20 protein-coding genes are annotated in these 20,122 nt (G+C 69.1%); 9 read left to right on the top strand and 11 right to left on the bottom strand.

Annotated features, from left to right (window positions below; all coding sequences use genetic code 11):
• Nucleotides 1–102 precede the first annotated feature (102 nt).
• From BPET_RS02850 to BPET_RS02830, 5 genes are all read left to right on the top strand, one after another.
• On the top strand, nucleotides 103–1,002 hold the full coding sequence (locus tag BPET_RS02850) for a TonB family protein (RefSeq protein ID WP_012247590.1): 900 nt from the start codon (nucleotides 103–105) through the stop codon (nucleotides 1,000–1,002).
• On the top strand, nucleotides 999–1,862 hold the full coding sequence (gene aroE, locus BPET_RS02845; RefSeq protein ID WP_012247589.1) for a shikimate dehydrogenase: 864 nt from the start codon (nucleotides 999–1,001) through the stop codon (nucleotides 1,860–1,862). Before BPET_RS02850 ends, aroE begins: the two co-directional genes overlap by 4 nt.
• Nucleotides 1,863–1,868: 6 nt before the next feature.
• Entirely contained in the window at nucleotides 1,869–2,603 is a 735-nt protein-coding gene (mtgA, locus tag BPET_RS02840; protein WP_012247588.1) for a monofunctional biosynthetic peptidoglycan transglycosylase, read from the top strand.
• 79 nt (nucleotides 2,604–2,682) lie between these two features.
• Nucleotides 2,683–3,861 carry an LPS export ABC transporter permease LptG gene (gene lptG, locus BPET_RS02835; RefSeq protein WP_012247587.1) on the top strand — a complete coding sequence of 393 codons (1,179 nt, stop codon included), beginning with the start codon at nucleotides 2,683–2,685 and terminating at the stop codon, nucleotides 3,859–3,861.
• The gene (locus BPET_RS02830; RefSeq protein WP_012247586.1) at nucleotides 3,858–4,691 is read left to right on the top strand and encodes a symmetrical bis(5'-nucleosyl)-tetraphosphatase; all 834 of its coding nucleotides are present in this window, start codon (nucleotides 3,858–3,860) and stop codon (nucleotides 4,689–4,691) included. Before lptG ends, BPET_RS02830 begins: the two co-directional genes overlap by 4 nt.
• A gap of 289 nt (nucleotides 4,692–4,980) precedes the next feature.
• Here the strand turns inward: BPET_RS02830 and BPET_RS02825 are convergent, their stop codons facing one another.
• From BPET_RS02825 to BPET_RS02810, 4 genes are all read right to left on the bottom strand, one after another.
• Nucleotides 4,981–5,721: a lysophospholipid acyltransferase family protein gene (locus BPET_RS02825; protein ID WP_041863440.1), complete on the bottom strand. Its 741-nt coding sequence runs from the start codon at nucleotides 5,719–5,721 to the stop codon at nucleotides 4,981–4,983.
• Between the two features lie 103 nt (nucleotides 5,722–5,824).
• Nucleotides 5,825–6,220, bottom strand: a complete 396-nt coding sequence (ruvX, locus tag BPET_RS02820; RefSeq protein WP_012247584.1) for a Holliday junction resolvase RuvX — start codon at nucleotides 6,218–6,220, stop codon at nucleotides 5,825–5,827.
• Nucleotides 6,213–6,818: a YqgE/AlgH family protein gene (locus BPET_RS02815; RefSeq protein WP_012247583.1), complete on the bottom strand. Its 606-nt coding sequence runs from the start codon at nucleotides 6,816–6,818 to the stop codon at nucleotides 6,213–6,215. The genes ruvX and BPET_RS02815 overlap by 8 nt, the downstream gene beginning before the upstream one ends.
• A gap of 59 nt (nucleotides 6,819–6,877) precedes the next feature.
• Entirely contained in the window at nucleotides 6,878–7,042 is a 165-nt protein-coding gene (locus BPET_RS02810; protein ID WP_003814980.1) for a rubredoxin, read from the bottom strand.
• A gap of 168 nt (nucleotides 7,043–7,210) precedes the next feature.
• Between BPET_RS02810 and BPET_RS02805 the strand changes: the two genes are divergently transcribed.
• The 4 genes from BPET_RS02805 (at nucleotide 7,211) to BPET_RS02790 (ending at nucleotide 11,893) form a co-directional block, all read left to right on the top strand.
• Nucleotides 7,211–8,011: a bifunctional hydroxymethylpyrimidine kinase/phosphomethylpyrimidine kinase gene (locus BPET_RS02805; RefSeq protein ID WP_012247582.1), complete on the top strand. Its 801-nt coding sequence runs from the start codon at nucleotides 7,211–7,213 to the stop codon at nucleotides 8,009–8,011.
• Nucleotides 8,008–8,691: a thiamine phosphate synthase gene (gene thiE / locus BPET_RS02800; RefSeq protein ID WP_012247581.1), complete on the top strand. Its 684-nt coding sequence runs from the start codon at nucleotides 8,008–8,010 to the stop codon at nucleotides 8,689–8,691. The genes BPET_RS02805 and thiE overlap by 4 nt, the downstream gene beginning before the upstream one ends.
• A 4-nt stretch (nucleotides 8,692–8,695) precedes the next feature.
• On the top strand, nucleotides 8,696–9,979 hold the full coding sequence (gene hemL, locus BPET_RS02795; protein ID WP_012247580.1) for a glutamate-1-semialdehyde 2,1-aminomutase: 1,284 nt from the start codon (nucleotides 8,696–8,698) through the stop codon (nucleotides 9,977–9,979).
• A gap of 285 nt (nucleotides 9,980–10,264) precedes the next feature.
• Nucleotides 10,265–11,893, top strand: a complete 1,629-nt coding sequence (locus tag BPET_RS02790; RefSeq protein WP_012247579.1) for a DUF342 domain-containing protein — start codon at nucleotides 10,265–10,267, stop codon at nucleotides 11,891–11,893.
• 35 nt (nucleotides 11,894–11,928) lie between these two features.
• On the opposite strand, the gene BPET_RS02785 is transcribed toward BPET_RS02790, so the two are convergent.
• From BPET_RS02785 to BPET_RS02755, 7 genes are read right to left on the bottom strand one after another with little or no spacing between them, the layout of a single operon-like run.
• Nucleotides 11,929–12,333, bottom strand: coding sequence for a RidA family protein (locus BPET_RS02785; protein WP_012247578.1), 405 nt, complete (start codon nucleotides 12,331–12,333; stop codon nucleotides 11,929–11,931).
• Nucleotides 12,334–12,337: 4 nt separating this feature from the next.
• Nucleotides 12,338–12,760 (bottom strand): acyl-CoA thioesterase, encoded by a 423-nt coding sequence (locus tag BPET_RS02780; protein WP_041863435.1) that lies wholly within the window; start codon nucleotides 12,758–12,760, stop codon nucleotides 12,338–12,340.
• A gap of 21 nt (nucleotides 12,761–12,781) precedes the next feature.
• The gene (locus BPET_RS02775; RefSeq protein ID WP_012247576.1) at nucleotides 12,782–14,422 is read right to left on the bottom strand and encodes an AMP-binding protein; all 1,641 of its coding nucleotides are present in this window, start codon (nucleotides 14,420–14,422) and stop codon (nucleotides 12,782–12,784) included.
• Between the two features lie 36 nt (nucleotides 14,423–14,458).
• Nucleotides 14,459–15,628: an acyl-CoA dehydrogenase family protein gene (locus BPET_RS02770; RefSeq protein WP_012247575.1), complete on the bottom strand. Its 1,170-nt coding sequence runs from the start codon at nucleotides 15,626–15,628 to the stop codon at nucleotides 14,459–14,461.
• A gap of 1 nt (nucleotide 15,629) precedes the next feature.
• Nucleotides 15,630–16,487, bottom strand: a complete 858-nt coding sequence (locus tag BPET_RS02765) for an enoyl-CoA hydratase family protein (protein WP_012247574.1) — start codon at nucleotides 16,485–16,487, stop codon at nucleotides 15,630–15,632.
• Between the two features lie 19 nt (nucleotides 16,488–16,506).
• Nucleotides 16,507–17,298, bottom strand: a complete 792-nt coding sequence (locus tag BPET_RS02760; RefSeq protein ID WP_012247573.1) for an SDR family NAD(P)-dependent oxidoreductase — start codon at nucleotides 17,296–17,298, stop codon at nucleotides 16,507–16,509.
• On the bottom strand, nucleotides 17,295–19,655 hold the full coding sequence (locus BPET_RS02755; protein ID WP_012247572.1) for a bifunctional salicylyl-CoA 5-hydroxylase/oxidoreductase: 2,361 nt from the start codon (nucleotides 19,653–19,655) through the stop codon (nucleotides 17,295–17,297). The genes BPET_RS02760 and BPET_RS02755 overlap by 4 nt, the downstream gene beginning before the upstream one ends.
• Nucleotides 19,656–20,122 lie beyond the last annotated feature (467 nt).

The following is a 20,122-nucleotide window of genomic DNA, read 5'->3' as shown; positions in this document are numbered from 1 at the left end:
GCCGAGGCGGTCACCCCGTCCCGCGCCGGCGCCAACGGAACCCCCGCCCCCACGCCCCCACCCAGCCGCCCACACCACCTTCAAGCCGTCTAAAATCCCCCCGTGCAACGCTCTGCTGACTCATCCTCGACGCCGGGCCGGTTTCTGTATTGGCTGAGCGCGCCCGCCCAGCACTACTTGCGGATCGGACTGGCGATCTCGCTGCTGCTGCACGCCGGTGCGCTGGCGTGGCGGTTTGCGGCGCCCGCGCCTGCCCGGCCCACGCAGGCGCCGCTGGAGATCGTGCTGGTCAATGCCCATACCCAATCCGCGCCCGTGCAGGCGCAGGTGGTGGCGCAGAGCCAGGTTGATGGCGGCGGCAATGCCGAGCGCGGCGTGGCCGCCACGCCGCTGCCGCGCACCGGCGAGTCGGCCGAGACCATCGTGCTGCAAGCCATGCGCAAGCGGCAGGCGCAGCTTGAGGCCGAGCAGATGCGCCTGCTGACCCAGTTGCAGGCGCAGGCCAAGGCCGGCACCGAGCGCCAGCCGGTGTACCCCTGGCCCGATGCCACCGCGCCCGGCGAAGACGTGCATGACCAGCCCGGCGTGGTGCAGAACGCCCAGGTCGCCACCCTGGCCTCGCGCATCCAGTCGTACAACGCCCAGCCGCGCAAGGAATTCGTCGCGCCCTCGGCGCAGGCATCGCGCTACGCCGCCTATCTCGACGCCTGGCGCTCGCGCATCGAAGCCATCGGCACTCAGCACTATCCCGAAGAAGCGCGCGGCCGCATCTACGGCTCGCTGCAGATCACCGTATCGGTGCGCGCCGACGGCAGCGTGGCCGACGTCGAGATCGACCGGCCGTCGGAACACGCCGTGCTCAACCAGGCCGCGCGGCGCATCGTGCAGATGGCGGCGCCCTTCCCTCCCTTTCCGCCCCAGATCGCGCGCGAGGCCGACATGCTGGTCATCACCCGCACCTGGCATTTCGTCAACGACACCCTGGAAACCCAAGCCCCATGAGCCAGGCCAGCCCCCTGCCGCGCTACGCGGTGATCGGCAATCCCGTGGCGCACAGCCGCTCGCCGCAGATCCACGCCATGTTCTCGTCGCAGACGGGAAAGCCGCTGCAATACGAGCGGCTGCTGGCACCGGTGGATGGTTTCGCGGCCACCGTGCAGGCGTTTCGCGAGCAAGGCGGCCTGGGCCTGAACGTAACCGTGCCGTTCAAGGAAGAAGCCTGCCAACTGGCCGGCGCACACCTGAGCGAACGGGCCCGCCTGGCCGGCGCGGTGAATACGCTGTGGCTGCGCGACGGCGCCTGGCATGGCTGCAATACCGACGGCGTGGGGCTGGTAAGCGACCTGCTGCGGCTGGGCGTGGTGCTTGAAGGCGCCCGCGTGCTGCTGGTGGGCGCCGGCGGCGCGGCCCGGGGCGTGCTGCAGCCGCTGGCCGCGGCCGGCTGCGCCCGCATCCATATCGTCAATCGCAGCGCCCAGCGCGCGCACGACCTGGCCGCGGGCTGGGCCGCGGCCGGCGCCGTGCCGGGCACGCGCGTCACGGCCGGCGCGCTGGCCGAGGCCGGTGTGGCGGGCGGATGGAACGTGGTGGTCAACGCCACCGCCAGCAGTCTGCAGGGCGCGGCGCCCGAACTGCCACGCGGCCTGTACGCGCCCGATGCCCTGGCCTACGACATGATGTACGCGGCGCACCCCACCGCTTTCATGCGCCAGGCCACCGACGACGGCGCCGCCCGCACGGCCGACGGCCTGGGCATGCTGGTGGGACAGGCCGCCGAAAGCTTCCTGATCTGGCACGGCGTGCGGCCCGACCCGTCGCCGGTGCTGACGGCCCTGCGCGCCACGCTGCTGGCCAAGGACTGACCCGGCATGCCGACGCGCCGTTCGACCATGGGCCGGATCCGCTGGGGCCGGGTCATCGGCGCGGCCGTCATGGCGCTGTTGTGCCTGCTGATCATGTACCAGCTGTGGATGTTCTGCCTGGTGGTCTGGTACGCCTACCGCGACCCGGGCAGCAGCGCCATCATGCGCCAGGAGCTGTCGCGGCTGCGCGAAACCGACCCCGATGCCGAGCTGAAGTACCAATGGGTGCCCTACGATCGCATCAGCAATTCGCTCAAGCGCGCGGTGGTGGCGTCCGAAGACGCCAATTTCACCGAGCACGACGGCGTCGAATGGGATGCCATCCGCAAAGCCTGGGAATACAACCAGCGCCAGGAAGCGCGCGGCCGCCACAAAATGCGCGGCGGCTCGACCATCACCCAGCAGCTGGCCAAGAACCTGTTCCTGTCCAGCTCGCGCAGCTACCTGCGCAAAGGCCAGGAACTGGTGCTGACCTACATGATCGAACACGTCATGCCCAAACAGCGCATCCTGGAGTTGTATTTGAATGTGGCCGAATGGGGGGTGGGCGTATTCGGCGCCGAGGCCGCCGCGCGCCACTACTACAAGACCAGCGCAGCCAACCTGGGCAGCGCCCAGGCGGCGCGCCTGGCGGCCATGCTGCCCAACCCGCGCTACTACGACAAACACCGCCACACCAGTTACCTGAATTCGCGCACCGGCACCCTGACCCGCCGCATGCGCATGGTTGACATCCCTTGACACACCTGGCGGCCAGCCGGCAGGCCGGCCGATTTTGGTAAGCTTTCACGTTTACGCGCACACCGACGCACACCCCTTCATGCGTACAGCCCGCCGTTATCTGGCCCGCGAAATCTATCGCTCTTGTGCAGTGGTCCTGCTGGCCCTGCTGGGCCTGTTCACGTTCTTCGCGCTGGTCGACGACCTGGATAACGTGGGCGACAAGTTCAGCATGCTGGCCCTGCTGTACATGCAGGCGCTCGCGCTGCCCACCCGCTTGTACGACCTGCTGCCCATCGGGCTGCTGATCGGCGCCATCCTGGCGCTGGCGGGGCTGGCACAACGCAACGAGCTGGTCATTTTGCGGGTGTCGGGGGTAAGCGGCATGCGGCTGCTGCGCATGCTGTGGCTCATTACCCTGCCCCTGATGATCGGCGCCTCGCTGCTGTCCGAGTTCGTGACGCCGGCCGCCGAAATCAAGAGCGGCGAGGCCAGCCTGATGTTCCGCGGCAAGGCCAGCGGCACCCGCATGGACAGCGGCTACTGGTTCAAGGAACCCACCCGCGACGGCGGCACGCGCATCATCAACATCGCCAAGTTGCTGGCCGACGGCAACGTCGAAGGGGTTACGCTGTACGAGTTCAAGCCCGGCCTGCAGCTGACCACGATGTCCACCGCCGCAACCGGCGCGTTCACCCGCGACAAGCTGGTGCTGAAAAACGTGGTCGAGACCCACATCGACGACCGCGCGGCGCAGGCCCTGGCCGACGCCAAGCCGCCCCGCACGCCGCCGGCCAGCGTCACCAAGCTGCCGCAACGCGAACTGGACACCACGCTGAGCCCCGAACGCCTGCTGGCGCGCGTGCTGACCCCCGAACGCATGTCGCTGAACACCCTGCTCGACTATATCGATTACCTGCACCACAACCAGCTCGACGCCGGCCGCCAGGTGGTGGCGCTGTGGCGCAAGGTGTCGTATCCCTTCACGCTGCTGGTCATGATCACCATCGCCGCGCCCATCGGCTTCATGCAGACGCGCCGCGGCGGCGTGGGCGCCAAGGTGTTCATCGGCATCTTGCTGGGCGTGGGCTTTTTCATGCTGAACCAGCTGGCGCTGAACGTAGGCATGCTGAGCCGCTGGCCGCCCTGGCTGACGGCGCTGGGCCCCAACGTGGGGGCCACGCTGCTGGCGCTGGGCGCGCTCAGCCTGATGGAGTACCGCCATGCCACCGCGCGGTTCGCGCAGGCGCGCTGGCCCTGGAGACGAAGCCCCGCATGAAAGGCAGCATCTGGATGATCGGCGACGTGCAAGGCTGCTGCGCGCCGCTGGAACAACTTCTGGCGCACCCCGACCTGGCCGGCGACCCCGATGCCCGGTTCTGGTTCGCCGGCGACCTGGTCAACCGCGGCCCGCAGTCGCTGGCCAGCCTGCGCCGCATCATCGGCCTGGGCGAGCGTGCCGTGGCGGTGCTGGGCAATCACGACCTGCACCTGCTGGCGGCGGCCGCGGGGGTGCGCAAGCCATCGAAGTCCGACACCATTGGCGAAATCCTGCAGGCGCCCGACGCTGACGACCTGGTCGACTGGCTGCGCCATCGCCCGCTGGCGCATTTCGAGCAGGGCCACCTGCTGGTGCATGCCGGCGTGCTGGCCAAATGGGACGTCGCCAAGACCCTGGCGCTGGCCGGTGAAGTGCAGGAGGCGCTGCGCGGGCCGAACTGGCAGAAGGCGCTGCAGAAGATGTACGGCAACGAGCCGGTCCACTGGAAAGAACACCACAAGGGCGGCAAGCGGATGCGCGTCATCATCAACGCGCTGACCCGCATCCGCCTGTGCACGCCGGCGGGCCATATGGAATTCGCCACCAAGGTCCCGCCCGGCGCGTGGCCGGCCGGCCTGATGCCCTGGTTCGACGTGCCCGGCCGCGCCACGCGCGACATCACCGTAGTGTTCGGACACTGGTCCACCCTGGGCCTGCTGCTGCGGCCCGACGTCATCTGCCTTGACACCGGCTGCGTGTGGGGCGGCTCGCTGAGTGCCCTGCGCCTGCAAGACCGCAAGCTGGTGCAGATCAAGTGCTCGCAGTTCCAGGATCCGCTGGCGGATTAGCGGCGCGCCGCGTCGGCGCCAGGTCAGCGCGCTACGTCAACGTATCAGGTGTCTGACTCTCGTATCAGCGTATCAGGTGTCTGACTCCCGCAGGGTGTCAGACACCGAAGTGAGCCGAACCCTCTGTACACAACGGTGTCTGACACCCTGCGGGAGTCAGACACCTGGCAAGCTTCACTCGTCGGTCTGGCTGCAGGAGTCAGACACCTGGCAAGCGTGACTCGTCGATCCGGCTTCGGGAGTCAGACACCTGGCAAGCTTGACTCGTCGGCTTGGCTCGGCGCGGCCGTTACAACGCGGCCGCGACGGCCTCGCGCGCCCGGCGGGACAGCTCCAGGCGGCTGAGGGGCCGGCCGTCGGGTTCGTGAGCGGACAGCGGCGACAGGAATTCGATTTCGACGCTCAGCCCGGTAGCCCCCAGCACGCGCCACAAGTTGGCCGCCAGGGTTTCTTCGCCCACGAACGCGGCCAGCGGGCTGCGCCGGCCATGCTGCAGGAAGCGCAGCGCCACCGGCTGGATGGGCACGCCGGCCGTGCGCGCCGGCTCGAACAGGCTGGCGTGAAAGGGGCGCACGATGTCGCCTTCACTGGTGGTGCCCTCGGGAAACAGCCCCACCGCCGCGCCCTGGCTGAAACGGGCCTGCATCGACTCGCCGACCGCATGCACGGCGTGGCGCTGGCCGCGCTCGATGAACAGCGTGCCCGCGCCAGCGACCAGCCAGCCGATCAGCGGCCAGCCGCGGATTTCGCTCTTGGCCACGAATGCCGTCGCGCGCACCGAATTGATGACGAAAATGTCGATCCAGGACACGTGGTTGGCCACCCACAGCACCGGGCCGGCGAGTATGGGCACACCGCCAGGCACCACGCGGATGCCGCATATGGCCATCAGCGTGCGCGACCAGTAGCGGTTCAGGCTGGCGCGCGCGCCCCGCCGCATCAGCGGATATGCCAGGCCCACGCACAGCAGACCGAACACGATCCACGGCAGGACCAGAATCAGGCGCAGGATGACACGCGGCAACTTCAGCAAGTTGGAGGCTCCCCGGCCGTATCGTCGCCCACCCCTGTGGCGCGCCGCCGGCCGGCCAGCATCATACCCGCGATCGGGGCCGGCGCGAGACAGGCGCGAATCATGGCAGGGCGTCGAGGTAGCGCTGCAGGATCACCGCCGCGGCCACCGCGTCGTCGGGCGCATGGGTGCCCAGCAGGCGCTGGGCTTCCATGCTGGAGCCGCGTTCGTCGACCAGTTCGACGGCCAGGCCATAGCGGCCGCGCAGTTGGTTGGCGAAGCGCCGGCAGCGCGCGGTGGCTGGCTGCTCGCCGCCGTCGGAGGCCAACGCCAGACCCACGACGACCCGTTGCGGCTGCCACTGCTGCAGCAACTGGCCGATACGGGCGAAGCGCGCCTCGCGGATTTCCGAGAAGATGATCTCCAGCGGGCGCGCCTGCCGCGTCAGCGTATTGCCGATGGCAATGCCGATTTTCTTTTCGCCGAAATCGAACGCCAGCAGGGTTTCTTCAGGCATGCCCCGCACCGCCGGACAGCATGACCGGATCGATGCCCAGCAGCTTCAGCGCGGCCGGGTAGCGGTCTTCGGGCGGCACGTCGAAGATGATGTCGGCGTCGGCGCCGACGGTCAGCCAGGCGTTCTGGGCCATTTCGCTTTCGAGCTGGCCGGCCCCCCAGCCCGCGTAGCCCAACGTGACCAGCATGCGCGCCGGGCCGTTGCCGTCGGCCACGGCCTGCAGCACGTCGCGCGAGGTGGTCAGCGCCAGATCGCCCAGCTTGATGCTGGAACTGTAGTCGCCGGCGGGAGCGTGCAGCACGAAGCCGCGGTCGGTTTGCACCGGCCCGCCGAAGAACACCGGCGAGTCTTTTACCGGGCGGATTTCCAGCGTGAGGTCGATGCGCTCGAAGAGGCTCTCCAGGGTGAGATCGGTGGGCCGGTTGATGACCAGCCCCAGTGCGCCGCGCGTAGTATGTTCGCAGACGTAGATGACCGATCCGGCCAGGCTGCCTTCGACCATCTGGGGCATGGCGATCAGGAACTGATTGGAAAAATCGGTGGCCGGCGCGTCGTTGGCGTCGTCGTCGGCCTGGGTATCGTGGTTTTGGTCGGTCATGGCAACCCCCTGGGGGCCGCACAGCGGCCGGGCCGTGAACGGCCGGGACACGCGCGCGATCAGATTTCCATCAGTTCGAAGTCTTCCTTGCGGGCCCCGCATTCGGGGCAGACCCAATTGGGGGGCACGTCTTCCCAGCGGGTGCCGGGGGCAATACCTTCGTCGGGCAGGCCGGCCTCTTCATCGTATACCCAACCACAGATAAGACACATCCAAGTACGCATAGTTCTCTTTTCTCTTGTTACATCGACGGACGCCCGCCCCCGGGTGCGGGCCAAGCGCCAGGCGCATCCATATTAGAATGGGGCAATCTTACCGAAACCCAATAGGGGTTGCCCGATTTGCCCTCGCAGCCGGCGCCGCCCCCCTCTTTCGCGCAGCATGTGGCCCCAGTGACTCCCCCTCTTATCCTGATTTTCGGGCCGGTCGACCCGTCTGGCGCCGATGGCCTGCCGGCCGACGCCGTTACCTGCGCCCGCCTGGGGTGCCACGGCCTGGCCGCGGCTACCGCCCTGACCGTCCAGGATACCGCCGGCATCGAAGAAATCCATCCCGTGTCGCCCGAGCTGCTCGATGACCAGGCCCGCTGCCTGCTCGAAGACATGCCCGTGCAGGCCATCAAGGTCGGCGGGCTGTACAGCGCCGAGGCGGCCAGCGTGGCCGCGCAGGTGGCCGCCGACTACAGCCAGGTGCCGCTGGTGCTGCACCTGGGCCAGCGCGGCCTGCCGGCGCACGATGCCGCCTCGCAAGATGACGCTGACGACCTGCTGGCCGCCACGCTCGAACTGGTATTGCCGCAAACCGACCTGGTCGTGGTCGAGCACCTGCGTCTGGCGCAATGGCACGCCGATGGCGATATCGATATCGGCGACGCTCCCAGCCCGATGCACGCCCTGGCGGCGGGCGGCGCGCAATGGGTGCTGGTGCTGGGCGCGCCGGTGCGCCCGGGCCACCACGCCAACGTGCTGCTGGGCCCGGGCGGCCAGACCGCCACCTGGCCCTGGCAGGCGCCTCCCGAACGCAACAGCGACACCGGCGGCGTGGCCGCCACCGCGGTCGCGGCCATGCTGGCGCAGGGGCTGGACATGCCCAAGGCTGTCGAGCAGGCGCTGCGGCATGCCGACGATACCGTGGGCGGCGCGTTCCTGGCCGGCATGGGCCGGCGCATTCCCAACCGCATCGGCGCGCCATGAACGCCAGCCCATCCGCAGCCCCGCTGCGCTTTCCCGCCGGCCTGTATGGCGTCACGCCCGAATGGGACGACACCGGCCGCCTGCTGGATGCCGTGCGCCAGGCCGCCGCGGGCGGCATGACCGCCCTGCAGTTGCGCCGCAAGAACGCCAGCCCCGCGCAGCGCGCCGCCCAGGCCCGCGCGCTGGCGCCGCTGTGCCGCGAGCTGGGCGTGGTGTTTCTCATCAACGACCACTGGCAACTGGCGCTGGACGTCGGCGCCGACGGCGCCCACCTGGGCCGCGACGACGGCGACCTGGCGCAGGCGCGCGCCCAGGCCGGCCCCGGCCTGATCCTGGGCGCGTCGTGCTACAACGACCTGACGCGCGCACGCGGGCTGCTCGAAGCCGGCGCCGACTACATCGCCTTCGGCGCGGTGTTTCCCTCGTCCACCAAGCCGCAGGCCGTGCGCGCGCCGCTGGCGCTGCTCGGGCAGGCGCGCGCGCTGACCGCCGACCGCGGCGCGCCACGGCCCGCCGTGGTGGCCATTGGCGGCATCACGCCGGCCAACGCGCCCCAGGTGGCCCAGGCCGGCGCCGACAGCATCGCCGTCATCACCGGACTATTCGAGGCGCCCGACATCCGGCAGGCCGCGCAGGCCTGCGCGGCGCCCTTCACCGCTTCCACTCACTTCCAGCCGTAACACCATGTCCAGCAACGCCCAACTCTTCGACCGTGCCTGCCGCAGCATTCCTGGCGGCGTCAACTCGCCCGTGCGCGCCTTCCGCTCGGTGGGCGGCACGCCGCGCTTCATCAAGCGCGCGCAAGGCCCTTACGTATGGGACGAAGAAGACACCCGCTACATCGACTACGTCGGTTCCTGGGGCCCCGCCATTCTGGGCCATGCCCATCCCGACGTGGTGCAGGCGGTGCGCGAGGCCGCGCTTGACGGCCTGTCGTTCGGCGCGCCCACGCGCGCCGAGGTCGAGCTGGCCGAAGTGCTGATCGAACGCCTGCCCTCGCTCGAACAGGTGCGGCTGGTGAGCTCGGGCACCGAGGCCACCATGACGGCCATCCGTCTGGCGCGCGGCGCCACGGGCCGGGCCAAGATCATCAAGTTCGAAGGCTGCTACCACGGGCATTCCGACAGCCTGCTGGTCAAGGCCGGCTCGGGCCTGCTGACCTTTGGCAACCCCAGCTCGGCCGGCGTGCCGCCCGAGTTCGTGTCGCACACGCTCACCCTCGAGTACAACAACCTGGCCGCCGTCCAGGCCGCCTTCGCGCAGCACGGCGCCGACATCGCCTGCGTGATCGTCGAGCCAGTGGCCGGCAACATGAACCTGATCAAGCCGGCCGCCGGCTTCCTGCAGGGCTTGCGCGACGTCTGCACCCAGCATGGCGCCGTGCTGATCTTCGACGAAGTCATGACCGGCTTCCGCGTGGGGCCGCAAGGCGTGCAGGGCCTGGCCGGCATCAAGCCCGACCTGACCACCCTGGCCAAGGTCATCGGCGGCGGCATGCCGGTGGGCGCGCTGGGCGGCCGGGCCGACCTGATGGCCCACCTGGCGCCGCTGGGCGGCGTGTACCAGGCCGGCACGCTGTCGGGCAATCCGGTGGCCGTGGCGGCCGGGCTGGCCACGCTGCGCCTCATTGCGCAACCCGGTTTCTATGAGCAACTGGCCGCGCAGACCCAGCGCCTGACCGACGGGCTGCGCCAGCGCGCCCGCGCCGCCGGCATCCCCTTCGCCGCCGACGCCATTGGCGGCATGTTCGGCCTGTACTTCCAGGATTCGGTGCCCACTTCGTTCGCCGAAGTGTCGGCCGGCGACGCCGACGCCTTCAAGCGTTTTTTCCATGCCATGCTCGACCGCGGCGTGCACTTCGCGCCCTCGGCCTTCGAGGCCGGCTTCGTGTCCGCCACCCACGACAACGCCGTCATCGACGCCACGCTGGACGCGGCCGAGGCGGTGTTCGCCGCGATGAAGGGCTGAAGACACGGCGCAGGGTGGCGTCTCAGGTGTCTGACACCCTGGCGGGAGTCAGACACCTGCCGATCTGCTGTGTCAGGCACCAGCTGAATCTCTCGGGCAGACACCTGCCGAGGCCACCAGGCGGACACTTGTTGTGACCGCCGCAGGGCCTGGCGGGACGGAAGCACTTGCGATGGGCCAAATGCCCCCCTGTCCGCCCCATATATAACTTAATATTTCTGTGTTTTACTAATTAAAATAGCCCACCAGACGGGCCATACTGGGACGCGGGCACAGGAGCGGGACATGGGCAACGAGGCAATGCTGCAGTTGACGCTGGACGCCGATAGCGGGGCGCTGGTGGCCACCTGCACCCCAAGCGACGACACGGAAACGAACCCGGGCTGGGACGAACTGGCCGCGGCCGCGCAGGCGCAAGGCTGGGGACCCGAGGTGCTGGATCATTCCGGCGTGGCGGCCTTCGTGACGCAATGCCGCGAGGCCGAGCCGGGCACGCTCGTCACCGGGCCGGTGGGCGCGGTGCTCGACGGCGCATTGCGCATCGACGTCGAACCCGACCGCATGGCGGCGCTGCTGACGCTCACGGCCGCGCGCGGCGGGCGCGCCATGGCCCGGGCCGATATCGATGCTGCCCTGGCCGCTCAAGGCGTGGTGGCCGGCATCGACGACGAGGCTGTGAGCCAGGCGCTGCAGCGGGGCCACTGCGAAGCGCTGCCCATCGCGCGCGGCGTGCCCGCCCAGCCCGGCACGCCCACCCGCTTCGAGAGCCTTGTTCCCAGTCCCCTGGCCCGGGCGCACGATGACAATGCGCCGGTCGATTACCGCGAACTGGGCACCCTGGTGCTGGTGCAGCCGGGCACGGCGCTGGTGCGCCGCCTGCCTGCCGTGCCAGGCACGGCGGGGCTGGATGTGCTGGGCCAGCCGGTGCCGCCCGAGCCGGTGCCCGACCTGCCCTTTGCCACCGGACTTGCCGGCGTGGCGCCCGACGAGCAAGACCCCTGCCTGCTGCGCGCAACCGCGGCCGGCGCGCCGATGCTGGTGCCGCAGGGCGCGCAGGTGAACTCGGTGGTGGAGGTTGCGGCGGTCGACCTGAACTCCGGCAACATCGAGTTCGACGGCACGCTGCGCGTCAAGGGCGACATCACCACCGGCATGACCGTGCGGGTCGGCGGCGACGTCGTCGTGGGCGGCACGGTCGAAGCAGCCCACATCACCGCTGGCGGCAGCCTGACCGTGAACGGCGGCATCATCGGCATGGCAGAAGCCGCGCCGGGCGACCACACCGCCGGCCCTCGCACCGCGCAAGTGCAGTGTGAAGGTTCGGTCAAGGCCCGCTTCATCGAGCATGCGGCGATCAGCGCCGGCCAGCAGGTCGTGGCCGAACGCGAGATCCGCCACAGCCAGGTGCTGGCCGGCCACAGCGTGATGGTGGGCCCGCCCGGCTCGCAGCAGGGCGTGGTCACGGGCGGCGAAGTATGCGCCCTGCACTCGGTGCGCGCCGGCACACTGGGTTCGATGGCCGCCGTACCCACGGTGGTGCGCGTTGGCCTGGACCCGCACGCCGAGGCTCGCCGCGCCGATCTGCAAGCCACGCGCACGCGGCTGGGCGAGGAGAAAGCCAAGCTGGAAAAGGTGCTGATGTTTCTGCAGATGCATCCCGAAAAAGCTGCGGCCGACATGGGCGAACGCGCCCGCAACACCTACGCGAAGGCGTGCGCCGACCTGCAGGATCTGGATCAGCACGAAGCCGAGCTGGAACGCCGGCTGGAGCCGCTGCAAACGGCCACGATCATCGCCGCCAAGCGCTACTTCGGCGGCGTGACCCTGCAAGTGGGCATGAAGGTGACAACCCTGCTGGAAGACCAGCCCGGCGGCAAGGCGCGCCTGGAAGCCGGGCAACTGGTCATCAGCTGAGGCGCCGTCCCCGGCATGGGGCCGGGGGATTGGAATCAGGCCGGGATCAGCGCGGTGACCTCGATCTCGACCTTGGCGCGGCTTTCGATCAGCCCCGCCACCTGGAACGCCGTCATGGGCGGGAAATGGCGGCCGATCACCTCGCGGTAGTGCCGGCCGATCTCGGGGTACGAGGCCACATATTCTTCTTTGTCGGTCACGTACCAGGTCATGCGCACGATGTGCTCGGGCCGGCCGCCGCCTTCGGCCAGGATGGCCACGATGTTCTCCAGCGTCTGCCGCACCTGCCCGGCAAAGTCGTCGGTCTCGAACTGCTGCTGGCCGTTCCAGCCCACCTGGCCGCCCACGAACACCAGCCGGTCGCCCACCGCGACCTGCGCCATCACGCCGTTCGAATACCCGCGCGGCGGCATCCAGCCCGGCGGTTGCAGAATCTTCATGGGATCATCCTGTAATAAGAAACGCCTGCATGCGCTGGCGCAGGTCGTCGGGAATGGCGGTGGAGCGCATGGTGCGCAAGTTCACCGTCACGATGGTCAACGCGGCCTTCAGCCGGGTTGCGCCGTCGGGGCCCACGAAGCGCACGTCGGCGCCGAACGAGGCCCCGCCGATGCGCCGCACGGCAAGTTCCTGCCGCAGCTTCTCGTGCCAACGGCTGGGCGCCGTGAAGTCGCACTGCACCGACGCCAGCGGCGTGCCGATCTGGCGGTCGACGTGCAGGGCGTGAAAAGGCAGGCCCATGCCTTTGTCGAACCATTCTTCGACAAAGTCATTGATCATCTCGAAATAGCGCGGATAGAACACGATGCCGGCGGGGTCGCAATGCCGGAAACGCACTTCCACTTCGCTGACAAAAGGCGCTGTCATGGCGGTCATAGGCGTCCGGGGTCAGGCCATTTTGCGCAGCGCGAAGCGCTGCAGTTTGCCGGTTTCGGTGCGCGGCAGCGCATCGACGAACACCACCGCGCGCGGATACTTGTACGGGGCGATCGAGGCCTTCACGAAGGCCTGTAGCGCCGCTGCCAGTTCGGGGCCGGCGTCGAAGCCGGGCTTGAGCACCACGAAGGCCTTCACCAGCTGGCCGCGCTCGTCGTCGGGCGCCCCCACCACGCCGCACTCGGCCACTGCCTCGTGGCGCAGCAGCGCGTCTTCGACTTCCGGGCCGGCGATGTTGTAGCCGGCCGAAACGATCATGTCGTCGTTGCGCGCCTGGTAGAAGAAATAGCCGTCGTCATCCTGTACGAAGGTGTCGCCCGGCAGGTTCCAGCCCTGCTGCACGAAGCGGCGCTGGCGCTCGTCGGCCAGATAGCGGCATCCGGTGGGGCCTTTGATGGCCAGGCGGCCCGGCGTGCCGTTCGGCACGGGCTGCATGTTCTCGTCGACCACGCAGGCCACGTAGCCCGGCACCACCTTGCCGATGGCGCCGGGACGCACCTCTTCGGGCGGGCTGGACACGAAGACGTGGATCATCTCGGTGCCGCCGATGCCGTCGATCATCTCGATGCCGGTGGACTGCTTCCACAGCTGGCGCGTGGCATCGGGCAGGGCCTCGCCGGCCGACACGCTTTTCTGCAGCGAGCCGATGTCGTACTTGCCGGCAAGCGCCGCCATCTGGCGATAGAACGTGGGCGCCGTGAACACGATGGTGGCGCGGAAGTCCTGAATGAGTTCAAGCAGGCTGTCGGGCGTGAGTTTCTCGGCCAGCACGGCGCTGGCGCCCACGCGCAACGGAAAGCACAGCAGGCCCCCCAGCCCGAAGGTAAAGGCCAGCGGCGGCGTGCCGCAGAAGATGTCGTCGGGGCCGGGCTTGATAACGTGGCGCGGAAACAGGTCGCACATCGCCAGCACGTCGCGGTGAAAGTGCATGCAGCCCTTGGGCAGCCCGGTGGTGCCGCTGGTGAAGGCAATGAGGCAGACATCGTCGGCCGCGGTGTCGCAGGCGGCGAAGTCGTCGGGTTTGGCGGCCGCGAGCGAGTCCAGCGCGTCGGGCGCCGGGTCGTTGAACAGCATGATCTGCCGCAGCTCGGGACAGAAATGCTCGTGCCCGGCCTGCATGCAGTACTGCGCCTCGGTGCGCAACTGGGCGTCGCACAGCATGGCCGACACCTGCGCCTTGGCGATGATCTGCTTGAGTTCCTTGGCGCGCAGCAGCGGCATGGTGGGCACGGTGACCAGCCCCGCCTTGACGGCCGCCAGCCACGCGGCGGCCATCATCGGGTTGTTGGGTCCGCGCAGCAGCACGCGGTTGCCGGGCACCAGCCCCATGTCTTCGACCAGCACGCGGGCGATGCGGTTGGTCAGCGCCTGCAGGCCGGCGTAGGTCAGCGTGGCCGCCGCGCCGTCGCGGCGCCAGCGCAGCGCCACGCGCTCGCCGTGGCCGCGCGCGACCATGGCGTCGACCAGTTCCACCGCGCAGTTCATGCGCGCCGGATAGGCCACGTCGGGGCTGTCGAGCAGAAATTCCGGCCATTCGTCGGCGGGCGGCAGGTGGTCGCGGGCGTAGTTGTCCAGGTGGGCGGAGCGTTCCATGAAATTCCCCTTGGCAATGCGGTGGTCGGCTGCCTGCTAGTCTTTCAGCAGCTCTCTGGCAATGATCAGTTTCTGGACTTCGGTGGCGCCTTCGTAGATGCGCAGCGCGCGGATCTCGCGGTAGAGTTTTTCCACCGGCATGCCCGACACCACGCCGGCGCCGCCGAACATCTGCAGCGCCCGGTCGATGACGGCCTGCGCCGATTCCGTGGCGGCCATCTTGGCCATGGCCGCCTCGCGCGTGGTGCGCACGCCCTGCACGTCGCGCAGCCAGGCGGCGCGGTAGGTCAGCAGCGCCGCCGCGTCGATGGCGGTGGCCATGTCGCCCAGCGCCGCCTGGGTCAGTTGCAAGTCGGCCAGCGCCTGGCCGAACATGCGGCGCCCGCGCGCGCGCGACACTGCCTCGTCCAGCGCGCGCCGGGCAAAGCCCAGGGCGGCGGCCGCCACCGAGGCGCGGAAGATGTCCAGCGTCATCATGGCCAGCTTGAAGCCCTGCCCCGGCTCGCCCAGCCGCTGGCTGGCGGGAATGCGGCAATTGTCGAACGCCAGCGTGGCCAGCGGATGCGGCGCCATTACCTCGATGCGCTCGGCGATGTCCAGGCCCGGCGTGCCGGCCTCGACCACGAACGCACTGATGCCGCGCGCGCCCGGGGCTTCGCCGGTGCGGGCGAACACGCAGTAGAAGTCGGCGATGCCGCCGTTGGATATCCAGGTCTTGGCGCCGTCGAGCACATAGTGGTCGCCGTCGGCGCGCGCGCTGCACGACAAGGCCGCGACGTCCGAACCCGCATCGGGCTCGGATAGCGCAAACGCCGCGATGGCCTGGCCGGCCGCCACGCGCGGCAGGTACTTGCGGCGCAGCGCATCGGAGCCCATCAGCGCAATGGCGCCGCTGCCCAGGCCTTGCATGGCCAACGCGAAATCGGCCAGGCCGTCGTGCCGCGCCAGGGTCTCACGCAAGATGCACACCATGCGCGAATCGACCTGGGGCAGCGCGCCGCCCCAGGCCCCATCGGGCCCGGCCGGCACGCAATAGCGCAGCCACCCTGCGTCGCCCAGCGATGCCACCAGTTTGCGGCAGGCCGCGTCGGTATCGTGATGATCGATGCCGGCCAGCGCATCGACGCACCACGCCTCGAGCTCGCCCGCCAGGGCGCGATGGCGGTCGTCGAAAAACGGCCAGTCCAGCCATGTAGTGTCTGCCAACTCAGTCTCCTTCGAACACCGGTTTGCGCTTGGCCACGAACGCCTCGTAGGCGCGACGGAAGTCGCGCGTCTGCATGCAGATGGCCTGCGCCTCGGCCTCGGCCTCGATGGCTTCGTCAACGCCCATGTTCCATTCCTGGTGCAGCAGCTTCTTGGTGATTCCGTGCGCGAAAGTCGGGCCGGCCGCCAGCTGCGCGGCCAGGGCCTGGGCGGCGTCCAGCAACCCGGCGCTGTCATGCAGGCTGTTGAAAAACCCCCACTGCGCGCCTTCGTCGGCGCTCATGGCGCGGCCCGTGTACAGCAGCTCCGACGCCCTGCCTTGCCCGACCACGCGCGGCAGCAGGGTGCAGGCGCCCATGTCGGCGCCCGCCAGCCCCACCCGGGTGAACAGGAAGGCCGTGCGCGCCGCCGGCGTGCCCAGCCGCAGGTCGGACGCCAGCGCCATCATGGCGCCGGCGCCAGCGCACACGCCATCGACCGCCGCCACGATGGGCTGCGGGCAGGCGCGCATGGCCTTGACCAGGTCGCCGGTCATGCGGGTGAAATCCAGCAGCTCGGGCATGCTCATGCGGGTCAGCGGGCCGATGATCTCGTGCACGTCGCCGCCCGAGCAGAAATTGCCGCCCGCGCCCGTGACGACCACCACCTTGATGTCGGTGGCATACACCAGCCCGCGGAACAGATCGCGCAGTTCGGCATACGAGTCGAACGTCAGCGGGTTCTTGCGTTCGGGGCGGTTGAGCGTAATGGTGGCCACCTTGCCGTCGGCCGATACCTGCCACAGGAAGGTGCGGGCGGCGTAGCCGGCGTACGGGCGGCGGTGGTGCTTCATGGTGTGCTCGGGGGACGCGCTGTTCATGGGGTCTCCTGGGTAGGGCTCAGCCGGGCATGACTTCACCGCCGTCCACGGCGATGGCCTGGCCATTGATCGACGCCGAGGCCGGCAGGGCCAGCCAGGCAACGGCTTCGGCCACTTCTTCGGGTTGCACCAGCCGCCCCTGCGGATTGCGGGCCGCCAGTTCGGCGCGGGCTTCGCTGGCCGTGCGGCCGGTTTTCTGCATGATGTTGTCGACCGCGCCGCGCACGATGTCGGTTTCGGTGAAACCCGGACAGACCGCGTTCACGGTTACGCCCTTGCGCGCCACTTCCAGCGCCAGCGCCCGGGTCAGGCCCACCACGCCATGCTTGGCCGCACAATAGGCGCTGACGTATGCATAGCCGATCAGCCCGGCGGTGCTGGCCACGTTGACGATGCGCCCCCAGCCGGCGGCCAGCATGCCCGGCAGCGCAGCCTGGATGCAGTAGTAAGTGCCAGTCAGGTTGACGGCCAGCATGGCCTGCCACAGCGCGGCGTCGGTACGCTCGAAACGCTGGCTGGCCGCCTGGCCGGCGTTGTTGACCAGGATGTCCACCGCGCCGCCGTCTTGCGCGGCCTGTTCGAACGCGGCCTGTACCGAGGCCTGGTCGGCCACGTCGGCCGCCACGGCGCGCACGGCGCCCAGCCGCCCCAACGCGGCGGCGGCCGCATCGAGCGCGGCGCGGTCGCGGCCCAGCAGCGTGACGGCGGCGCCGCGCTGCAGCAGGGCCTGGGCGCAGGACAGCCCGATACCGCGGGCTCCGCCCGTGACCAGCGCGTGCCGCCCTTCCAGCGGACGTTCGGATGCGTTCATTTGGCGTCCTGTTGCGCCAGCATCGCGGCGCGTTCGAAATTGGTTTCCAGCTGCCGCTTGCCAGCGGCGTATTGGCGCGGCCAGGTGGTGTCGCAATAGCCTATCCGAGCCGCCTCACGCAGTGTCCAGGAAGCGTCGGCCAGGTGCGGGCGCGCCAGCGCGCACAGGTCGGCGCGGCCGGATGCGATGATGCCGTTGGCATGGTCGGCCTCGAAAATGGCGCCCACCGCGATGGTGGGAATGCCGGCTTCGTTGCGCACGCGGTCGGCGAACGGCGTCTGGTACATGCGGCCATAGACGGGGCGCTGGTCGGGGCTGACCTGGCCCGACGAGCAGTCGATCATGTCGGCCCCCGCGTCTTTGAAGCGGCGCGCGATTTCGACGGCGTCGTCGGCCGTGATGCCGCCCTCGACCCAGTCGTGCGCCGAAATGCGCACCGACATGGGGCGGTCTTGCGGCCACGCTTCACGCACCGCGCGAAACACTTCCAGCGGATAACGCAGGCGGTTGTCCAGGCTGCCGCCGTACTCGTCGTCGCGCTGGTTGGTCAGCGGCGAAATGAAGCTGGACAACAGGTAGCCGTGCGCGCAGTGCAGTTCCAGCCAGTCGAAGCCGGCCTGCGCGGCGCGCCGCGCGGCGGCCGCGAAGTCGTCGCGCACGCGATCCATGTCGGCGCGATCCATGGCGCGCGGCACCTGCGAAACACCCGGCAGGTAAGGCAAGGCCGAGGCCGACAAAAGCGGCCAGTTGCCTTCGGCCAGCGGGTAATCCATTTTCTGCCAGCCCAGCTGGGTAGAACCTTTGCGGCCGGCGTGCCCCAGCTGGATGCCAATGCGCGCCTCGCTGTTGGCATGCACGAAATCGACGATGCGGGCGAAGGCGTCGGCCTGCCGGTCGTTCCACAGGCCCGGGCAGCCCGGAGTGATGCGCGCCTCGGGCGAGGGGCAGGTCATTTCGACCATGACCAGGCCGGCGCCGCCCAGCGCCCGCGCGCCCAGGTGCACCAGATGGAAGTCGCCGGGCACCCCGTCCACGCACGAGTACATGGCCATGGGCGACACCACGATGCGGTTCTTCAGCTCGACGCCGCGCGCACGATAAGGCGTCAGCATGGGCAGGGGCGGCCGCGCGCCGGCAGCCGCGTCGGCAACAGCGCCCCCGGCCCGCCCGGCCAACCAGCGCTCGTATCCTTCCAGCCAGCCGGCGTCGCGCACGCGCAGGTTTTCGTGGGAGATGCGCTGCGAACGGGTCAGCAGCGAGTAGGCGAACTGTTCCGGCTCCAGCCCGGCATAGCGTTGCACATTCTCGAACCACTCGGTGGAATTGCGCGCGGCGTTCTGGATTTTCAGCACCTCGACACTGCGCACGTCCTGGTAGTGCCGCAGGCCCTGCTCCAGCCCGCCTTCGGCGCCGCCCAGGCAGCGGGCCAGCTCGATGGCGTCTTCCAAGGCCAGCTTGGTGCCCGAACCCACCGAGAAGTGCGCGGTGTGCGCCGCGTCGCCCATCAGCACCACCGGCACGCGGCGCGGACCACGCGGCGTTTGCAGCGTGTTCCAGTGCACCCAGGTGTCGCAGATGACGCGCGGGAAGCGAATCCAGATGGCCGCCCCGCGCAGGTGCGTGGCGTTGCTGATGAGTTTGTGGCCGTCCAGCCAGGGCGCGAACAGCTGTTCGCAATAGGCAATGCCCTCTTCCTGGCTCATGGCGCCGATGCCGGCGGCCTGCCAGGTTTCTTCGGGCGTTTCCACAATGAAGGTCGACAGGCCGTCCTGGAAGCGGTAGGCGTGCGCCTGGAACCAGCCGTGCTCGGTCTGCACGAAGGCGAAGGTGAAGGCGTCGAACACCTTCGTCGTGCCCAGCCACACGAACCTGCAGCGCCGCGTGTCGATGTCGGGCCGGAAGGTGTCGGCATAGCGCGTGCGCACCTGGCTGTTGATGCCGTCGGATGCGATGACCAGGTCGGCGTCGTACTGCAGCGCGGCCGCCTGGTCGTCTTGCACGAAAGTCTCGAACACCAGCTTCACGCCGACCTCTTCGCAGCGGGCCTGCAGGATGTTCAGCAGCTTCTTGCGGCCGATGCCGATAAAGCCGTGGCCGTGGGTGCGCACGCTGCGGCCCTTGAAATGGATGTCGATGTCGTCCCAGTGGTTGAAGGCATCGCCGATGGTCTGGGCCGACACCGGATCGGTCTGGCGCAGGTTGTCCATTGTGGCGTCCGAAAACACGACGCCCCAGCCGAAAGTGTCGTACGGCCGGTTGCGCTCGATGACGGTGACTTCGTTGGCGGGGTCCTGCAGTTTCATCAGCAGGCCGAAATACAGGCCGGCGGGGCCGCCTCCCAGGCAGACGATTTTCATAGCGCAACAGGCTCCGTGAAACCGGGGCGCCGGCGCAACGCGCCGGCCGTCCAATTAGTTTAGGTTTCAACTATATACCGCAAGCCGGGGGCATGCAAGAAATGCGGATTTACCGGGAGAGAGAAACAAACAGATGCGGGCGGGCGCCAGGTTTCGGGGCGGTGCGGGCGCGTATCGCCGTGGCGGCGCGGGCAATGGTTGCCAGCTTCGGTGTCTGACACCCTACGGGAGTCAGACACCTGCCCAGGAGCAGCCGAGTGCCTCACTCCGCAGCAAGCCTCAGATACCTGACGCCGCAGCAACTGCCAGGTGTTTGACTCCGCAGATACCGTCTTGGCAGTCAAGCGGGTAATGCGTAATCACTGCAATAAGGCGTGCGGTTTTTAAGCACGCCGAAGCATAACTGCCAGGTGTCTGACTCCCGTAGGGTGTCAGACACCGAAGCACGCCCACACCGCCGCAATACC

The organism is Bordetella petrii (assembly GCF_000067205.1).
GTDB classification, from domain to species: Bacteria; Pseudomonadota; Gammaproteobacteria; order Burkholderiales; family Burkholderiaceae_B; genus Bordetella_A; species Bordetella_A petrii.
This window is presented reverse-complemented; position numbering and strand designations above follow the sequence as displayed.

What these genes read in the sequence shown, in the direction of transcription:
- aroE (WP_012247589.1), top strand. Translation starts at nt 999, where the DNA reads ATGAGCCAGGCCAGCCCCCTGCCGCGCTACGCGGTGATCGGCAATCCC.
- mtgA (WP_012247588.1), top strand. Translation starts at nt 1,869, where the DNA reads ATGCCGACGCGCCGTTCGACCATGGGCCGGATCCGCTGGGGCCGGGTC.
- lptG (WP_012247587.1), top strand. Translation starts at nt 2,683, where the DNA reads ATGCGTACAGCCCGCCGTTATCTGGCCCGCGAAATCTATCGCTCTTGT.
- BPET_RS02830 (WP_012247586.1), top strand. Translation starts at nt 3,858, where the DNA reads ATGAAAGGCAGCATCTGGATGATCGGCGACGTGCAAGGCTGCTGCGCG.
- ruvX (WP_012247584.1), bottom strand. Translation starts at nt 6,220, where the DNA reads ATGCCTGAAGAAACCCTGCTGGCGTTCGATTTCGGCGAAAAGAAAATC.
- BPET_RS02815 (WP_012247583.1), bottom strand. Translation starts at nt 6,818, where the DNA reads ATGACCGACCAAAACCACGATACCCAGGCCGACGACGACGCCAACGAC.
- BPET_RS02810 (WP_003814980.1), bottom strand. Translation starts at nt 7,042, where the DNA reads ATGCGTACTTGGATGTGTCTTATCTGTGGTTGGGTATACGATGAAGAG.
- thiE (WP_012247581.1), top strand. Translation starts at nt 8,008, where the DNA reads ATGAACGCCAGCCCATCCGCAGCCCCGCTGCGCTTTCCCGCCGGCCTG.
- hemL (WP_012247580.1), top strand. Translation starts at nt 8,696, where the DNA reads ATGTCCAGCAACGCCCAACTCTTCGACCGTGCCTGCCGCAGCATTCCT.
- BPET_RS02790 (WP_012247579.1), top strand. Translation starts at nt 10,265, where the DNA reads ATGGGCAACGAGGCAATGCTGCAGTTGACGCTGGACGCCGATAGCGGG.
- BPET_RS02785 (WP_012247578.1), bottom strand. Translation starts at nt 12,333, where the DNA reads ATGAAGATTCTGCAACCGCCGGGCTGGATGCCGCCGCGCGGGTATTCG.
- BPET_RS02780 (WP_041863435.1), bottom strand. Translation starts at nt 12,760, where the DNA reads ATGACAGCGCCTTTTGTCAGCGAAGTGGAAGTGCGTTTCCGGCATTGC.
- BPET_RS02775 (WP_012247576.1), bottom strand. Translation starts at nt 14,422, where the DNA reads ATGGAACGCTCCGCCCACCTGGACAACTACGCCCGCGACCACCTGCCG.
- BPET_RS02765 (WP_012247574.1), bottom strand. Translation starts at nt 16,487, where the DNA reads ATGAACAGCGCGTCCCCCGAGCACACCATGAAGCACCACCGCCGCCCG.
- BPET_RS02760 (WP_012247573.1), bottom strand. Translation starts at nt 17,298, where the DNA reads ATGAACGCATCCGAACGTCCGCTGGAAGGGCGGCACGCGCTGGTCACG.
- BPET_RS02755 (WP_012247572.1), bottom strand. Translation starts at nt 19,655, where the DNA reads ATGAAAATCGTCTGCCTGGGAGGCGGCCCCGCCGGCCTGTATTTCGGC.